This window comes from Ramlibacter sp. P4_H7, from assembly GCF_056400765.1.
Window position 1 is genome coordinate 332,686 of record NZ_JBFUKP010000005.1, and the last position, 14,360, is coordinate 347,045.

At 71.5% G+C, this 14,360-nt stretch carries 14 protein-coding genes; 3 read left to right on the top strand and 11 right to left on the bottom strand.

Features of this window, described 5'->3' with window-relative positions; translation table 11 throughout:
- Window positions 1–19 precede the first annotated feature (19 nt).
- Both AC1DSA_RS10255 and AC1DSA_RS10260 read right to left on the bottom strand, forming a co-directional pair.
- The gene (locus AC1DSA_RS10255; RefSeq protein WP_477888677.1) at window positions 20–991 is read right to left on the bottom strand and encodes a Bug family tripartite tricarboxylate transporter substrate binding protein; all 972 of its coding nucleotides are present in this window, start codon (window positions 989–991) and stop codon (window positions 20–22) included.
- A 93-nt stretch (window positions 992–1,084) separates the two neighbouring features.
- Entirely contained in the window at window positions 1,085–2,626 is a 1,542-nt protein-coding gene (locus AC1DSA_RS10260; RefSeq protein ID WP_477888679.1) for an acetolactate synthase large subunit, read from the bottom strand.
- 84 nt (window positions 2,627–2,710) lie between these two features.
- Here AC1DSA_RS10260 and AC1DSA_RS10265 point away from each other — a divergent pair, with 84 nt between their 5' ends.
- The 3 genes from AC1DSA_RS10265 to AC1DSA_RS10275 all read left to right on the top strand — a co-directional run bounded on the left by AC1DSA_RS10265 (window position 2,711) and on the right by AC1DSA_RS10275 (window position 5,740).
- Window positions 2,711–3,451: a glutathione S-transferase gene (locus tag AC1DSA_RS10265; RefSeq protein ID WP_477888681.1), complete on the top strand. Its 741-nt coding sequence runs from the start codon at window positions 2,711–2,713 to the stop codon at window positions 3,449–3,451.
- A 259-nt stretch (window positions 3,452–3,710) separates the two neighbouring features.
- Window positions 3,711–4,640 carry a cytochrome c3 family protein gene (locus tag AC1DSA_RS10270; RefSeq protein WP_477888683.1) on the top strand — a complete coding sequence of 310 codons (930 nt, stop codon included), beginning with the start codon at window positions 3,711–3,713 and terminating at the stop codon, window positions 4,638–4,640.
- The gene (locus AC1DSA_RS10275) at window positions 4,616–5,740 is read left to right on the top strand and encodes an NHL repeat-containing protein (protein ID WP_477888685.1); all 1,125 of its coding nucleotides are present in this window, start codon (window positions 4,616–4,618) and stop codon (window positions 5,738–5,740) included. Before AC1DSA_RS10270 ends, AC1DSA_RS10275 begins: the two co-directional genes overlap by 25 nt.
- Here AC1DSA_RS10275 and AC1DSA_RS10280 read toward each other — a convergent pair.
- The 9 genes from AC1DSA_RS10280 to AC1DSA_RS10320 form a co-directional block, all read right to left on the bottom strand.
- A complete protein-coding gene (locus tag AC1DSA_RS10280) occupies window positions 5,688–6,332 on the bottom strand; it encodes a phosphatase PAP2 family protein (RefSeq protein WP_477888687.1) in 645 nt (214 codons plus the stop codon). The two genes, AC1DSA_RS10275 and AC1DSA_RS10280, sit on opposite strands and share 53 nt — an antisense overlap.
- Window positions 6,333–6,338: 6 nt before the next feature.
- Window positions 6,339–7,322 (bottom strand): tripartite tricarboxylate transporter substrate-binding protein, encoded by a 984-nt coding sequence (locus AC1DSA_RS10285; RefSeq protein ID WP_477888689.1) that lies wholly within the window; start codon window positions 7,320–7,322, stop codon window positions 6,339–6,341.
- A 16-nt stretch (window positions 7,323–7,338) separates the two neighbouring features.
- Window positions 7,339–8,370: a thiamine phosphate synthase gene (locus AC1DSA_RS10290; RefSeq protein ID WP_477888691.1), complete on the bottom strand. Its 1,032-nt coding sequence runs from the start codon at window positions 8,368–8,370 to the stop codon at window positions 7,339–7,341.
- On the bottom strand, window positions 8,367–9,134 hold the full coding sequence (locus AC1DSA_RS10295; protein WP_477888693.1) for an SDR family oxidoreductase: 768 nt from the start codon (window positions 9,132–9,134) through the stop codon (window positions 8,367–8,369). Before AC1DSA_RS10295 ends, AC1DSA_RS10290 begins: the two co-directional genes overlap by 4 nt.
- Entirely contained in the window at window positions 9,131–10,135 is a 1,005-nt protein-coding gene (locus AC1DSA_RS10300; RefSeq protein ID WP_477888695.1) for an ABC transporter substrate-binding protein, read from the bottom strand. The genes AC1DSA_RS10295 and AC1DSA_RS10300 overlap by 4 nt, the downstream gene beginning before the upstream one ends.
- Before the next feature lie 17 nt (window positions 10,136–10,152).
- Window positions 10,153–10,920, bottom strand: coding sequence for an ABC transporter permease (locus AC1DSA_RS10305; protein WP_477888697.1), 768 nt, complete (start codon window positions 10,918–10,920; stop codon window positions 10,153–10,155).
- On the bottom strand, window positions 10,917–11,657 hold the full coding sequence (locus AC1DSA_RS10310) for an ABC transporter ATP-binding protein (protein WP_477888721.1): 741 nt from the start codon (window positions 11,655–11,657) through the stop codon (window positions 10,917–10,919). Before AC1DSA_RS10310 ends, AC1DSA_RS10305 begins: the two co-directional genes overlap by 4 nt.
- An 89-nt stretch (window positions 11,658–11,746) precedes the next feature.
- On the bottom strand, window positions 11,747–13,204 hold the full coding sequence (locus AC1DSA_RS10315; RefSeq protein ID WP_477888699.1) for an acyl-CoA reductase: 1,458 nt from the start codon (window positions 13,202–13,204) through the stop codon (window positions 11,747–11,749).
- Complete coding sequence (locus tag AC1DSA_RS10320; RefSeq protein ID WP_477888701.1) at window positions 13,201–14,277, bottom strand: LuxE/PaaK family acyltransferase; 1,077 nt, start codon at window positions 14,275–14,277, stop codon at window positions 13,201–13,203. Before AC1DSA_RS10320 ends, AC1DSA_RS10315 begins: the two co-directional genes overlap by 4 nt.
- Between the last annotated feature and the right edge of the window lie 83 nt (window positions 14,278–14,360).

The window sequence follows — 14,360 nt, forward strand, 5'->3', positions numbered from 1 at the left end:
CGCCGCGGGGCGATCGGACCTACTCGGCCTTCGCGCCGGAGAACTGGACGATCTTGGCCCACTTCTCCGTTTCCATGCGGTGGATCTTCCAGAAGTCTTCCGGCGAGCCGGGAATCGGCACGCCGCCCAGGTCCGCCAGCTTGGCCTTCATCACGGGGTCGGCCAGGGCGGCGTTGAACTCGCGGTTCAGGCGGTCGATCACCGCGCGCGGCGTGCCCTTGGGCGCCGAGGCGCCGAACCATGCGCTGGCCTCGTAGCCGGGCACCGTCTCCGCCACGGTCGGCACGTCCGGCAGCGCCGGCGAGCGCTGCGCGCTGGTGACGCCCAGCGCCCGCACCGAGCCGCCGCGGATGTGGCCGATGATGGAAGGCATGTTGTCGAACAGCACGTCGACCTGGCCGCCGATCAGGTCGGTGATCGCGGGGCCCGCGCCCTTGTACGGCACGTGCTTCATGTCGATGCCCGTCATGAACTTGAACAGCTCGCCCGACAGGTGCACCGAGGTGCCCGCGCCGGACGAGGCCATGTTGATCTTGCCGGGGTTCTTCTTGCCGTAGTCGATGAACTCCTGCACGGTCCTGGCCGGGAAGTTCTTCGTCACGGTCATCACGTTGGGCACCCGCACGATGCCGGCGATGGGCACCATGTCCTCGAGGTAGTTGAACGGCAGCTTGGGATAGAGCGTCGCGTTGATCGCGTTGGCCGGGTTCACCAGGTGGATGGTGTAGCCGTCCGGCGGCGACTTCACCGCGAAGTCGGTGCCGATGTTGTTGCCCCCGCCCGCCTTGTTCTCGATCAGGATCTGCTGCCCCAGCTTGGTCGAGAGGTACTGCCCCATCAGCCGCGCCAACAGGTCGGTGGTGCCGCCCGGCGGATACGGGACGATCCACTTGATCGGCCTGTTCGGGTAATCGGACTGGGCCGCCGCGGGAAAGGCGAGCACGCTGCAGAGCAGGGCCAGGCCCGGGACGAGTTTGGACAACAGACGCATCTTGTCTCCTGGTGGTGGGTGCGGGGAGCCCAGGGAGACTACCCAGCGCCCCCGTGGCGCGTCAATCGGTGTTGACGGTGCTGGGGTTGACCCTCAGACCATCAGCTCGATGAGGAAGGGCGCCGGTTGCCGCAGGCTCTGCGCGAGCAGGTCCGCGCACTCTTCCATCGTGGTCGCGCGGGCCGCGTCCACGCCCATGCCGCGCGCGAGCTGCACCCAGCCGAGGTCGGGGTCGCCCAGGTCCAGCATGCGCATCGCGGTCGGCCCCGGGGTGGCGCCGACACCTTGGTACTCACCGATCAGGATGCCGTACTTGCGGTTGTTGAGCAGGATGGTGGTGACCGGCAGGCGTTCGCGTGCCTGCGTCCACAGCGCCTGCAGCGAATACATCGCCGCGCCATCCGCCTGCAGGCCGATCACGCGGCGTTGGCCGCCGGCGGCGATCGCGGCGCCGGCGGCCACCGGCAGGCCGTCGCCGATCGCCCCGCCCGCGAGATGCAGCCAGTCGTGCGGGGGCGCGGCATGCGATGCCTTGTAGAAGCCGCGGCCATAGGAAATGCTTTCGTCCGAAACGATGGCGTTCTCGGGCATCAGCGCCGCCACCGTCTGCGCCAGCTTGTCCGGGCTGGGCGCACCCGAGGCCGCCTGCGGGCGCGGGCCGGGATCGGGGATGTCCACCTGCGGCGCATGCAGCGCGTCGGCCAGTGCGGACAGTGCGGCGATCGCATCCTGCTCCGGCCGCGCCAGCACGTGCAGATGCGCCTGCGGCGGGTACTGGATGGAGGGCCGCCCGGGATAGGCGAAGAAGCCCACCGGCGCCTTGGCGTTCACCAGCACGATGTGCTCGAACGGCGCCAGCGCCTCGATCGCAAGCTCGGTCTTGTACGGCACGCGTTCGATTTGCAGGCGGCCGCGGCCGCGCGGCACCGTCGGGTTCGCGAAGTCCGCCATCAGCCGCGCGCCGGTGGCGCTCGCGATGCGCCAGGCAAGCTGCTGCGCCTGCGGCTGCAGTGCGCGGCCCGCGAGCAGCAGCAGGACCTTGCGGCCCGAGCGCAGCGCGCGCGCGGCCTGCTCCACCGCCGAAGGATCCAGGGGCGCCGGTGCCGGCACGGCCAGCGGCTCGGCGACGACGCCGCCTTCGTTCCACGAGGCATCCGAGGGCAGGATCAGGGTGGCGACCTGCCCCGGCAGCGTGCGCGCGGCCTGCACGGCGGCGGCGGCGTCGCGGCCGACGTGATCTGCCTGGCTGCTGGTGCGCAGCCAGCCGGACACGGTGCGGGCAAGCGCGTCGGTGTCGGCGGTGAGCGGCGCGTCGTACGGCCGGTGGTAGGTGGCCTGGTCGCCGACGATGTTGACGATGCCGCTGCGCGCGCGGCGCGCGTTGTGCAGGTTGGCCAGCCCGTTGGCGAGGCCGGGGCCGCAATGCAGCAGTGTGCAAGCGGGCTTGCCGGCGATGCGCCAGTAGCCGTCCGCCATGCCGGTCACCACGTTCTCCTGCAGGCCCAGCACGCAGCGGATGCCGGCGCTCTGGTCGAGCGCGGCCACGAAGTGCATCTCGCTCGTGCCCGGATTGGCGAAGCAGGTGTCCACGCCGGACTTCAGGAGGGTTTCGACCAGGCTGCGCGCACCGTTCATTCCAGCGACTCCGAGGGATGGAGCGCCGATGGTACGGGTTTGCCGGCGTGCCTCGGGCCTCCTGCACGCATGCTACGCTGGCGCATGGCCTACCAACTGCACTACTGGCCCGGGATCCAGGGGCGCGGCGAGTTCGTCCGGCTCGCGCTGGAGACCGCGGGTGCCGGCTACGTGGACGTCGCGCGCGGCAACAAGGACGAGGGCGCCGGGCTGCCGGCCATGATGCATTACCTGGGCGACACGTCGGTGCGGCGGCCACCCTTTGCATGCCCCTTCCTCGTGGACGGCAGCAAGGTGATCGGCCAGACCGCAGCGATCCTGCTGTACCTCGGTCCGCGGCTGAAGCTCGCGCCCGCGGGCGAAGCCGATGCGCTGTGGCTGCACCAGATCCAGCTCACGCTGGCCGACCTGGTGGTCGAAGCGCACGACCTGCACCACCCGATCGCCAGCAGCCTCTATTACGAGGACCAGAAGCAGGAGGCGCTGCGCCGCGCCGAGGACTTCCGCAAGCAGCGCCTGCCCAAGTTCCTGGGCTGGTGCGAGGCCGTGCTCGAGCGCAACCCGGGCAACGAGCGCCGCGAGGTGCCGCGCCTGGTGGGTGCGCGCCTCACCTACGGGGACCTGTCGCTGTTCCAGGTGGTTGAAGGCCTGCTCTATGCGCTGCCCAAGGCCACTCGGCGCGCGCTGCGGCGCACGCCTCGCGTGGCGGCGCTGCATGCCGGCGTGCCGCGGAACAAGCGGCTGGCGGCCTACCTGGCCAGCGAGCGCCGGCTGGCCTTCAACGAACAGGGCATCTTCCGCAGCTACCCCGAACTGGATGGCTGACCGCCGCGCGGCCTTGCGGCCCTTTCCTTCCCACTAACAGGAACGGGCGCGGTCCCTTTCTCTGTTGCTGGACCCCGCGGGGCCCGGGATGGGCCGGCGACCCGCACGCCGGCGCGAAAAGATGGCCGAAGCGCGGTGCGTGTTCCCTCGGGCCGGCTCGCGTTCCCGCCAAACCTTGATCCACCGCAAAAGTGGCCATGCCGGCGGGCATGGCCGTTGCATCTTTTCCCGACCAAGAACAAGTACGCGGAGGGGAACCATGGGCATCGCCGCTGGAAGGCTCTGGAAGGGTTGGATCGCGGTTCTCCTGGCGGCCGCGGGTGCGGCCTCGTGGGCGGACGGCGACCTCGACACCAAGTTCCTCAATCGCGGCAGCGTCGCCAACACGCGCCACAACCTCACGCAGCGCCAGGCCGCCGGCGGCGGGCCCTCGGGCAGCATCATGGACCCGTACCGCAACGACTACGCGGAAGTGTGCGTGTACTGCCATACGCCGCACGGCGCCAACGCCAACGTCACCCTGCCGCTGTGGAACCGCACGATCAAGGCGACCACCTACACCACCTACGCGGCACTGGGCACGACCTCGCTCACGCAGACGGTGGTGCAGCCCGGCCCGAACTCGCTGGCCTGCCTGTCCTGCCATGACGGCCAGGTGGCCGTCGACTCGATCATCAACATGCCGGGCAGCGGCGGCTACAACGCCGCGCAGGCGGGCTCGCAGAACAACACTTTCCTGAACGCCTGGACCAACACGCGCGGCAGCGACGCGACGGTGCACATCGGGCTGAACCCCACGGCCGGCCAGGGCTGCCTGGCCTGCCACTCCTCGGGCGCGGGCGTGGTCGGCGCGGGCGCCACCGACTTCTCGGTGTTCGTGATCGGCACCGACCTGCGCAACGACCATCCGGTGGGCGTGCACTTCCCCACCGGTTCGGCGGCCGTGGACTTCAAGCCGCCCAACGCGACGCGGCCCGGCATCAGCTGGTTCGACACGGACGCCGACTCGCGCCCGGACAGCCGCGAGGTGCGGTTGTACGACAGCGGCGAAGGCCCGATGGTGGAGTGCGCGTCCTGCCACGACCCGCACGGCGTGCCCGCCGCCGGCACCGGCAGCAGCTTCAATCCCACCTTCCTGCGCATCGCCAACACCGGCAGCGCCTTATGCCTGACCTGCCACACCAAGTAGGCACCGGCCTGCCGCGCCGCGGGCTCCTGCTGGGGCTCGGGGCTTCGGCGCTGCTCGCCTCCTGCGCGGTGGCACCCCCCGAGCGCGTCGTGCAGGACGAGGGCGACCGGCTCTGGCCGGCGCCGCCCGAGCGGCCCCGCTTCGCCTACGAGACCTCGCTGCGCTCGCTGGCGGACGTGCTGGAGGTGACCGACGACATGAAGATGCGGCATCTGCTGTCCGGCACGCGCGCGCCCGACAGCAAGGTGCTGGAAAAGCCGTCCATGGTGGCCGCGCGCGACGGCCGCGTGTTCGTCGCCGACTCGGTGCGCCGCAGCATCGTGGTGTTCGACGCGCCGCGGCGCAAGGTGTTCCAGTTCGGCCTGCGGGCGCCGGGCACGCTGGGCAAGCCGACGGCCATCGCGCTCGACCGGACCAGCCGGGTCTACGTGGCGGACGCCACGCTGCGCCGCGTGTTCGTCTACGACATGCTGGGCCTGCACCTGAAAACGATCGGCAGCCCCGCGGAATTGCAGCGACCCACCGGCGTGGCCGCCAGCCCCGACGGCCGCCGGGTCTACGTGATCGACCGTTCCGACAACGACAGCGAGCAGCACCGCGTGCTGGTGTACGACGCCGACGGCAAGCTGCTGAAGGAGATCGGCAAGCGCGGCAACCGCGACGGCGAATTCAACGTGCCGGTGCAGGCGACGGTGACCGCCGACGGCAACCTGCACGTGCTGGACGCCGGCAACTTCCGCGTGCAGACTTTCGACGCCGACGGCACCTTCCTGCGCAGCTTCGGCAAGGTGGGCACCAGCCTGGGACAGTTCGCGCGGCCGCGCGCCCTGGCGAGCGACGACGAAGGCCGCCTGTACGTGAGCGACGGCGCCTTCGGCAACGTGCAGATCTTCACCGACCGCGGCGAGCTGCTGCTGGCCATCGGCCAGGGCAGCCGGCGCGACCTGCCGGGCCGCTACGGCGTGATCTCGGGCGTCGCCGTCGACAACAGCGGCCGCATCTACGTCGTCGACCAGCTGTTCGCCAAGGTGGAGGTGATCCGCCGCCTCAGCGAGAAGGAAGGCCAGGCGCTCGCCGCCCAGGCCGCACCCAGGGCCTGAGCGACAGCAGCAGCAGGCACAGCGTGCCGACCGCCACGCCGGCCAGCACGTCGCCGGGGAAGTGCGCACCCAGGTACACGCGGCTGAAGCACACCAGCCCCACCATCGCCATGGCCAGGACGCAAGCGGCGGCCCGTGCCGCGCGCGAGCGGGTGTGCGCGAACACCAGCACGCAAAGCGCACCGTAGAAGACGGTGGAGGCCACCGCGTGTCCGCTCGGGAAACTGTAGGTGGCGATCTGCACCAGCGGGTCGTCGAACACCGGGCGCGCGCGATGGAACAGGTCCTTCAGGCCCAGGTTGACCAGCATGCCCAGCGGCACCACCAGCAGCGGCCGCGCCGCGGCCAGCCCCTGGCGCAGCGCGAGAACGACGGCCAGCAGCGCGCTGGCCGCGAGCAGCTTGCCGGTCTGGTGCACGCTGCTGACCAGCAGCATGGCCCGCGTGAGCCCCGCGTCGCGGTGGGCGGCGAACCAGTGGCTGGCCGCCTGGTCCATCTCCAGCATGGGGCCATGCAGCCGCACCTGCAGCGCCAGCAGCGCGAACACCGCGATGCAGGACAGGGCGAGCGCCAGGCGCAGGCGGTGCGGCATGATGGCTCAGCTCAGCCGCGCGCCGGATTCCCGGACGGCGCCGCGCCAGTGCTCGATCTCGCGCCGCAGCACCGCGGCGAATTCGTCCGGCGTGGAGGCGATCACGACGATGGCCTGGTGCTCGAGCTGCTGGCGCACCGCCGGATCGCGCAGCGCCGAGCGGACGTCGGCATGGATCTGCTGCACCGTCTCGGCCGGCATGCGCGCGGGCCCGAACAGGCCCAGCAGGCTTTCGTAGGCGAGGCCCGGGTGGCTTTCGTCCAGCGAAGGCACGTCCGGGAAGCGCGGATTGYGCACCCGGTCCGACACGGCGAGCAGCTTCAGGCTGCCGGCCTGCAGGTGCGGCACGGCGGATTCGAGCACGACGAAGGCGGCATGGACGCGGCCCGGCAGCAGTTCGCGGTAGGCGCCGCTGCTGCCCGTGAAGGGCACGTGCACGGCCTGGATGCCCGCGCGCTTGCACAGCAGCTCTCCCGTGATGTGGCCGCCGGTTCCGATGCCCAGCGAGGCCCACGACAGCGCGCCCGGCTTCGACTTGGCGAGCGCCACGAACTCCGGCAGCGTGGCCACGCCCAGCGAGGGATGCACCACGAAGGCGATGGTGGCGTTGCCGATCTGCGTGAGCGGGGTGATGTCGCGCAGCGTGTCGTAGGGCAGGTCCTGGCGCAGGCTGGGATTGATGGTGAGCGCGTTGATCGCCAGACCCAGCGTGTGCCCGTCGGGCGCGGCCTGCACCACGGCCTGCGTGGCGATCAGCGTCCCTCCGCCCGGCCGGTTGTCCACCAGCACGGGCTGGCCCCACAGCTCGGAGAGCTTCTGCGCGAGCGGCCGCAGCACCGCGTCGGTCGAGCCGCCGGGCTGCTGCGGCGAGAGGATGCGCACGGCCCGCGTGGGCTGGAAAGCGCCGGTGGACTGGGCGCGCGCGAAAGGCGCGGCCGCGCTTGCACCCAGGAGGGCGAGCAGGGCGCGGCGGTTGAGCGAATGGTGCATGCGGGGTTCCGGCATCTCAGCCCAGCGCCGGCAGCGTGGGATGCGGCCACCCGGCCGGCGGCAGGGGACGCGCGCGGCCCGCGGCCAGCGCGGCCTCGAAGGTGGGGACGGTGCTGCGCGGATCCTCGCCGAGGCCGCGGACGATGCACACGCCGTCCACGCCGGTGCTCGCCGCCGCTTCCACTTCGCGCGCATCCAGGATGCCGCCGATCGCGGTCACCGGCACGCCGGCGGCGCTGCGCCACCAGGCGAGGTTGTCCAGGCCCTGCGGAATCCAGGGCATGTCCTTGGTGAGCGTCGGCCACACCGGACCGCAGGCGACGTAGCGCGGCGACAGCGTGCGCGCCCGGCACAGCTCCCACAGGCTGTGCGAGCTGATGCCCAGCGCCAGCCCGCCGGCGCGCAGCTGCGCGCGGCCGGCATCGCCGAGGGCCACGAGGTCTTCCTGGCCCAGGTGCACGCCGTAAGCGCCGAGTTCCTGCGCGAGCTGCCAGTGGTCGTTGACGAACAGCTCCGCGCCGGCGGCACGGCTGTCGGCGATCGCCTGCTGCACCTCCTCGCGCAGCATCGCGTGCCAGGCTGCATCGGGACGGGCCGGCGTCTTGATGCGCAGCTGCACCGTGCGCACGCCGGCGGCAAGCACCTGGCGCAGCCGCTGGGCGCTGTCGACGATGGCGTAGAGGTCGAGCCGGCGGGGCGACGGCGCGAATTGCGGGACCTGCGGCGCCTGCTCGCCCCAGGAGAACAGGGGCAGCGCCTGCGGCGCTGCCATCTTGGCGCGGATCGCCGCATCGGCAGGCACCCAGCCTTGCGCCAGCGCGCGCTGCATCCCGGCGCGGAACTCCGCCACCGACTGCGCCGGTCCCGCGATCCAGCCGCTGGCATGTTCGGTGTCCAGCCAGTCCATGCCCGCGCGCGCGCCGACGATGCACACCGCCCGCGCGCCGCGCGCCCGCAGCGACCGCGCCGCCGCCGGTCCGTCGCCCTGCTCGCGCGCGATCTCGTTCGCCTCGTCCAGTCCGCAGACCACCAGTTCGCTGTCGTTCATCGCATCACCATCCCGCCATCCACGAAGAGCACCTGGCCGGTGACGAAACCGCTCCAGGGCGAGGCTAGGAACAGCACCGGCCCGGCGACGTCCTCGGGCCGCGCCAGCCGGCGCAGCGGGGTCGCCGCCATCAGCTGCTCGCGGAACTGCGCGCGCGTGGCGCCGCTGTTGTCGGTGGGATAGACCAGGCCGGGCGCGACGCAGTTCACGCGCACGCCCAGCGGGCCCAGTTCGCTGGCCAGGTTGCGGCTGAAGCCGACCAGGGCCGACTTCGCCGTCGTGTACTCGTGGTAGGGCACCACCGGGTTCTCCACCAGGTTGCTCACGATGTTGACGATGCTGCCCTCGGCGCGCTGGCGCAGGTGCGGCAGCACGGCGCGGCACAGGTGGTAGGCCGCGCCCACGGAGCCGTTGAACTGCGCCTCGTAGTCGGCCCAGCTCAACTCGCCGAAGGGCCGGCGCTGCTCGGGGTCGAAGGCATAACTGCGAAACGCGTTGTTGACCAGCACGTCGATGCGGCCGGCCTCGTCGATCACGCGCTGCACCAGCTGCTCCGCCTGCGCCGGCTGCGTCACGTCGGCCTGCACCGCGAAGGCATCGCCGCCGGCCTGCTTGCAGGCCCGCACCACTTCTTCGGCGGCCTCGCCGTTGCGCAGGTAGTTCACCGCCACCGTGGCCTGCTCCGCCGCGAAGGCGCGCGCGATGGCCGCGCCGATGCCGCGGCTCGCGCCGGTGACCAGCACCACCTTGCCGGCGAAGTTCATCCGGCGACTCCCTTTCCCTGCTTTGGCAGCAGCTCGTTGCTGACGAAACGCTTGACGTCGATGGGATGCTGCACCAGCCCCAGCTTGCGGTAGGTGTCGGCCGCCGCCTGCAGCGAGGCGACGTCCATCGTGCCCAGGCCCTGCTTGCGCGTGAGCTCGGACTCGCTGGCGGCATTGCGCAGCTTGATGATCTCCACGCTGAGGGTCGGGTCGGTGCCGTCGATGGCCCGCTTGGACGCGAGCTGCGCCGCCTCGTCGGGCCGCATCATCATCCACGCCGCGGCGTCGCGGTAGCCGCGCAGGAAGCGCTGCAGCAGCGCGCGCTTGTGCTGGTAGGTGTCCTCGCGCACCACGAACAGGTCGCTGGACACCGGCAGGTACTTGCCGACCTCCATCACGTTGACGTCCGGCAGGCCGCGGCGGCGGCCGATCAGCAGCCCGGTGTCGGTGGCCGCGGTGGCATCGACCTGCCCCTGCATCAGCGGCGCGAAGTTCAGCAGGCCGGTGACCACCACCGTGACATCGGACTCCGAGAGGCCCGCCGTGTGCAGCAGCACCTGCAGCGCCTGCCGCGTGCCGCTCGCCAGGCTGTAGACGCCGATCTTCTTGCCCTTGAGGTCCGCGGGTTTTTCGATGTCGCTGCCCTTGAGCGAGACCACGTTGAACACGTTCTGCGGATAGATGTCGTACACCGCGCGCAGCTTCTCGCCCTTGTCGATCGCGGCGAAGAAGGTTCCGGGATCGGCGAAGGCCACGTCCGCCTGGCCGGACAGGACGTTGCGGATCGCGTCGGCACTGCCGGCGCCCGGCACGTATTCGAGGGCGATGCGCTGCGCCTTGTAGAAGTCCTTGTCCTCGGCCACCAGCAGCGGCATCACCTCGGTGATGGGCTTGCTCCAGCCGGCGACGGTGAACTTGTCCAGGCGGGCGGCTTGCGCCCAGGTGGCGAACGGCGTCGCCAGCAAGGCGGCCAGCAGGGGGCGGCGGGTGATGCGGGTCATGGTTGTTTTCCTCTCCTTCAAGTTGTTCGGTTCAGCGGCAGCAGCAGCCAGCGCTCCAGCAGCAAGGTGGCCTGGTAGGCCAGCAGGCCCAGCAGGGCGATGAGCACCAGCACGGCGAACATCAGCGCCGTGTCCATGGTGCCCTGCGAGGCGATCACGAGGGCGCCGAGCCCGGTGCTCGCGCCGATGAATTCGCCGACCACCGCGCCGACCAGCGCCAGCACCACGGCCACGCGCACGCCGGCCAGGATGGAAGGCGCTCCGGTGGGCAGCTTCAGCCGCCACAGCGTCTGGGCCGGCGTTGCGCCGAGCATGCGGAACAGCTCCAGCCGTTCGGGCGCGACCTGCTGCAGCGCGGTGAGCGTGTTCTCCATCAGCGGAAAGAAGCAGATCAGCGCGGTGATGACGACGGTGGAGGTCATGCCGAAGCCGAACCACAGCACGAACAGCGGCGCGAGCGCCAGCTTGGGCACCACCTGGCTGGCCACCACGTAGGGCATCAGCAGCCGGCGCAGCAGCGGCTGCTCTCCCAGCAGAACGCCGGCGGAGAAACCGAGCAGCGAGCCCGCGACCACCCCCAGCAGCAGCTCCAGCGCCGTGGCGCGCAGGTGCGGCCAGAAGTAGCCGCTGGCCAGCCCCTGCCACAGCGCCCGCGCGATCGCCGAGGGCGGCGGCAGCACCAGCGCCGGCACGTGCAGCGCGCGGCAGGCCGCCTCCCAGGCGAGCAGCAGCCCCGCCGCCAGCAGCAGCGATCCGGCGCGCAGGGGCCATTCGCTTCGATTCATGCCGGCTGGGCCTCCAGGTGCAGCGCGGCACGCACCCGCGCGCACAGCTGCGCGAAGGCCGCGCTGGTGCGCAGCGCGGCGTTGCGCTCCGGCAGGTCCACGGCGATCTCCTGGGCGATGCGGCCGCCGTCGACCACGTGGACCCAGTCCCCCAGGAACACCGCCTCGGCCACGTCGTGCGTGACGAACAGGACGCTGGTGCGCCGCGTGCGGCACATCGCCAAGAGGTCGTTCTGCAGCTCTTCGCGCGTGATGGCATCGAGCGCCGCGAACGGCTCGTCCAGCAGCAGCAGCGCGGGCTGCAGGATCAGCGCGCGGGCGAGCGCCACCCGGCTCTGCTGGCCGCCCGACAGCTGGCGCGGATACTTGCGCGCTTGCACGCCTAGCCCCAGTTGTTCCAGGAGCTGCTGCGCCTGCGTGCGCTCCTGCGCCGTCGGCCGGTGGTGCAGCGACACCGGCAGCAGCACGTTGTCGATCACGGGCAGCCACTCGAGCAGGCTGGGCGCCTGGAACACGAAGCCGATGTCGGGCCCGATCGTCTCGTGCGGGCGGCCGCGGAACAGCACTTGCCCGCTGTCCGGCACCAGCAGGCCGGCCGCCAGCTTGAGCAGCGTCGTCTTGCCGCAGCCGCTGCGGCCCACCAGGCAATGGATGGCGCCCTCCTCCACTTCCAGGTCGGCGCCGTCCACGGTGGGCGGCCAGCCGGGAAACGAGAAGCGCAGCTTGCGCAGCGACAGCAAGGGTGCGAAGCCGGCCCCGGGCTCCGCCCGGCGGATGCCGCCTGCGTCCAGGAGGAAACGAGCGCCTGCGGACGGCGGTGCGGCGTTCACCCGCGGTCCTCCTGCGCGTACGGTGCCAGGCGGTCGGCGGCGCGTTCGGCGGACTGCTCGATCTCCACCATGCGCACCAGGTCCGCCAGGTTGAAGCGGCCGTCGTGGTGCCAGCCCGCCTCGGGCGCGGTCATGGCGCCGAGCGCGCAGATGCGCGTGACGCCGGCGCGTCCCAGCGCCTCGCCGATGCGGAACAATTCCTGCGGCTGGGCGGCGATGCCGCAGGTCTGCAGGAAGCGCGCATGCGGCGCCACCAGCGGCAGCACCGCGTCCAGCGAGTCCACCGCGCTCACCAGGATGCTGCGGCCGCCGCCGGTGGGCGACAGCGGCTGCGGCGCTTCGCTGTAGGCAACGTGCCAGGCTGCATCGTCCGCGCCCATCAGCTCCGCGCCCTCGCCGGCGAAGGCGCGCAACTCCGCCGACTGGCGCCAGCCGGAAATCGCCGCGGCGTCGTCCAACGCCAGCGCGCGCCGGGGAAAGCGCAACTGCAGGTTGGCGAGTTCCGCCGCCAGGTAGTGCGCGAACGTGCGCGGATCCACCCGGCCGCCGCGCTCCACGTAGAACTGATGCGGCGAATAGCAGCCCTGCTGCTCGTAGCGCACGATGTCGTGGGCCGCCAGGCGCGCGAGCGCCGGCGCGCGCTGCGCGTCCAGCACGCTGCGCGCGACCACGCCGAAGCCCAGCTTGTGGCCGTGGCCGAGGAAGCGCGTGGTCACCGGCACCTGGCTGCGCACCTGCGCGAGGGTGTCGTTGCCGCCGTAGGCCAGCACGGTGTCGGCCGCGCCGAACAGCGCCTGCGCGCTGGCCGCATCGCCGCCTTTCCACCAGACGATGGCCAGGCACTCGGCCAGCGGCGGATGCACCTCGGCGAGCAGGCGCGCGAACAGGCTGGCGAACACCGGCTCGGCGCTGGGCAGCTTGCCGACGTTGCCGGCCTTCACCAGCAGGCCGCAGGCCAGGCTCCACAGCGGCAGCGCCGGCACGTTGCCGGCCCAGCTGTGCACCAGCAGCGGCGGGCCGAAGGCGCGCACGAAGCCGCCCTTCATGGCGGGCTGGAATTCGTCCAGCACCTTGGGATTGGCGAAGTCCTCGGCGACGAAGCGCTGCAGCTGCGGCGCGCGGAAGGTCTGCAGGAAACCCTGCAGGCCCAGGCGCACCATCTCCGGGTCGTAGCCGCTTACGGCCGGCAGCAGTTGCTCCGCCTCACGGCGGAACGGATCGGCCGGATCGAGCAGGCGCAGCACCGCCGCATCGATGATTTCGACGATGCGCGACACGGCCAGCGGCTGCAAGTGCCGCGCCGCCGCGTCCCGCACGCGCAACGCCAGCGCCTGCAGCTGCGCCGGCGTGAGCACCGGCACTTGCACCTCCAGAGCGCCGAAGGACAGCGCGTGCCAAGCTACGTCGCCGGGCGCCAGTCCGGGCAGGTGGCCCGCAGTCCAGGGGGTGGTCATGCGCGGCTCGCCTTCAGGAATTCCTCGACGGCGAGCGAGCAGCCCTTGGCCTGCGCGCCCTCCGCGCGGCCCAGCAGCAGGAAGCCCTCGCACGCGGCCATGCCGACGTCCTCGGTGAGGATGCTGGTGACCGAATTGAAATTGGCCAGGTCGCAGTGCACGAGGATGCCGCGTTCTCCCTTGGGCACCTCGCGGCCGCTGAGGGGATCGACCAGGCGCGAGCGCAGCCAGTGCGGGCCGGTCTTCACCGAGGGCACGGAGGCGTTGCCGTCGTCGTAGAGCTGCGTGCTCAGCTCGGTCATGCCGTACATGTTGATGCAGCGTTCGCCCGGCACGCCGAAACATTCCGACAGGCGCCCGTAGAACTCCTTGAGCGGCAGCTCGCGCGAATGCCCCTTGTAGCCGCCGGTGTCGAGCAGCCGGCTGCCCGCTGGCAGCTGGAAGCGTTCGCAGCGGGCCGCGAGCGTGTCGAACAGGTGCACGAAGGCATAGCTCGCGCCCAGCACGGCGCAGGGTTCGCCGCTGTCCTCGCAATCGCGCAGGAAGGCCAGCAGCCCCTCGGTGTCCATGCCGTGCTGGCCGACGTAGTAGCCACTGCCCGCGGTGCCGAATTCCTTCACCGCCATCGCCAGGTAGTGCGCGAGCGAGGAATTGGGCATCTCCTGCTCGCTCGGGAACAGGATGGCCATGCGCATCCGCTGCGTACCCTGCATGAAGCGGCGGGCGAAGTTGCCGCGCCAGGAGGCGTCCCAGACGGCGAGGGTCGGATGGTGGTGCCGGCCCTTCACGTCGCCGCGGGTGGTGCCGCTGGTCATGAACACGCGCTCGGCGCTGTCGGCGGGGGCGCAGCTGAGCGTCACCTCCTTGAAGGCGCTGATCGGCACCGCCGGGATGTCGCGCCAGCCCTTCACGCTGCGCGGCGTCGCGCCCCGCAGCTGGCAGAAGCGCCGGTAGGCCGCGTTGCCCGCGTGCTGCTCCGCGAACAGGCGCAGCGCGAGCGCATCGAACTCGGCGTCGGTGCAGCCGTCCTGCGCGATGATGGCCAGCAGCGTGTCGACCAGACCAGCGTTCATGGCAGCGGCTTCAGGTGCATGGGCTGCGGCGCCCAGCCGTGGTTCAGCGGCCCGCTGCCGCCGCCGGTGCGCACGCGCGCGCC

Excerpts from the sequence above, each read along its gene's own strand:
- AC1DSA_RS10255 (WP_477888677.1), bottom strand. The coding sequence starts at position 991 with ATGCGTCTGTTGTCCAAACTCGTCCCGGGCCTGGCCCTGCTCTGCAGC.
- AC1DSA_RS10260 (WP_477888679.1), bottom strand. The coding sequence starts at position 2,626 with ATGAACGGTGCGCGCAGCCTGGTCGAAACCCTCCTGAAGTCCGGCGTG.
- AC1DSA_RS10265 (WP_477888681.1), top strand. The coding sequence starts at position 2,711 with ATGGCCTACCAACTGCACTACTGGCCCGGGATCCAGGGGCGCGGCGAG.
- AC1DSA_RS10270 (WP_477888683.1), top strand. The coding sequence starts at position 3,711 with ATGGGCATCGCCGCTGGAAGGCTCTGGAAGGGTTGGATCGCGGTTCTC.
- AC1DSA_RS10275 (WP_477888685.1), top strand. The coding sequence starts at position 4,616 with ATGCCTGACCTGCCACACCAAGTAGGCACCGGCCTGCCGCGCCGCGGG.
- AC1DSA_RS10280 (WP_477888687.1), bottom strand. The coding sequence starts at position 6,332 with ATGCCGCACCGCCTGCGCCTGGCGCTCGCCCTGTCCTGCATCGCGGTG.
- AC1DSA_RS10290 (WP_477888691.1), bottom strand. The coding sequence starts at position 8,370 with ATGAACGACAGCGAACTGGTGGTCTGCGGACTGGACGAGGCGAACGAG.
- AC1DSA_RS10295 (WP_477888693.1), bottom strand. The coding sequence starts at position 9,134 with ATGAACTTCGCCGGCAAGGTGGTGCTGGTCACCGGCGCGAGCCGCGGC.
- AC1DSA_RS10300 (WP_477888695.1), bottom strand. The coding sequence starts at position 10,135 with ATGACCCGCATCACCCGCCGCCCCCTGCTGGCCGCCTTGCTGGCGACG.
- AC1DSA_RS10305 (WP_477888697.1), bottom strand. The coding sequence starts at position 10,920 with ATGAATCGAAGCGAATGGCCCCTGCGCGCCGGATCGCTGCTGCTGGCG.
- AC1DSA_RS10315 (WP_477888699.1), bottom strand. The coding sequence starts at position 13,204 with ATGACCACCCCCTGGACTGCGGGCCACCTGCCCGGACTGGCGCCCGGC.
- AC1DSA_RS10320 (WP_477888701.1), bottom strand. The coding sequence starts at position 14,277 with ATGAACGCTGGTCTGGTCGACACGCTGCTGGCCATCATCGCGCAGGAC.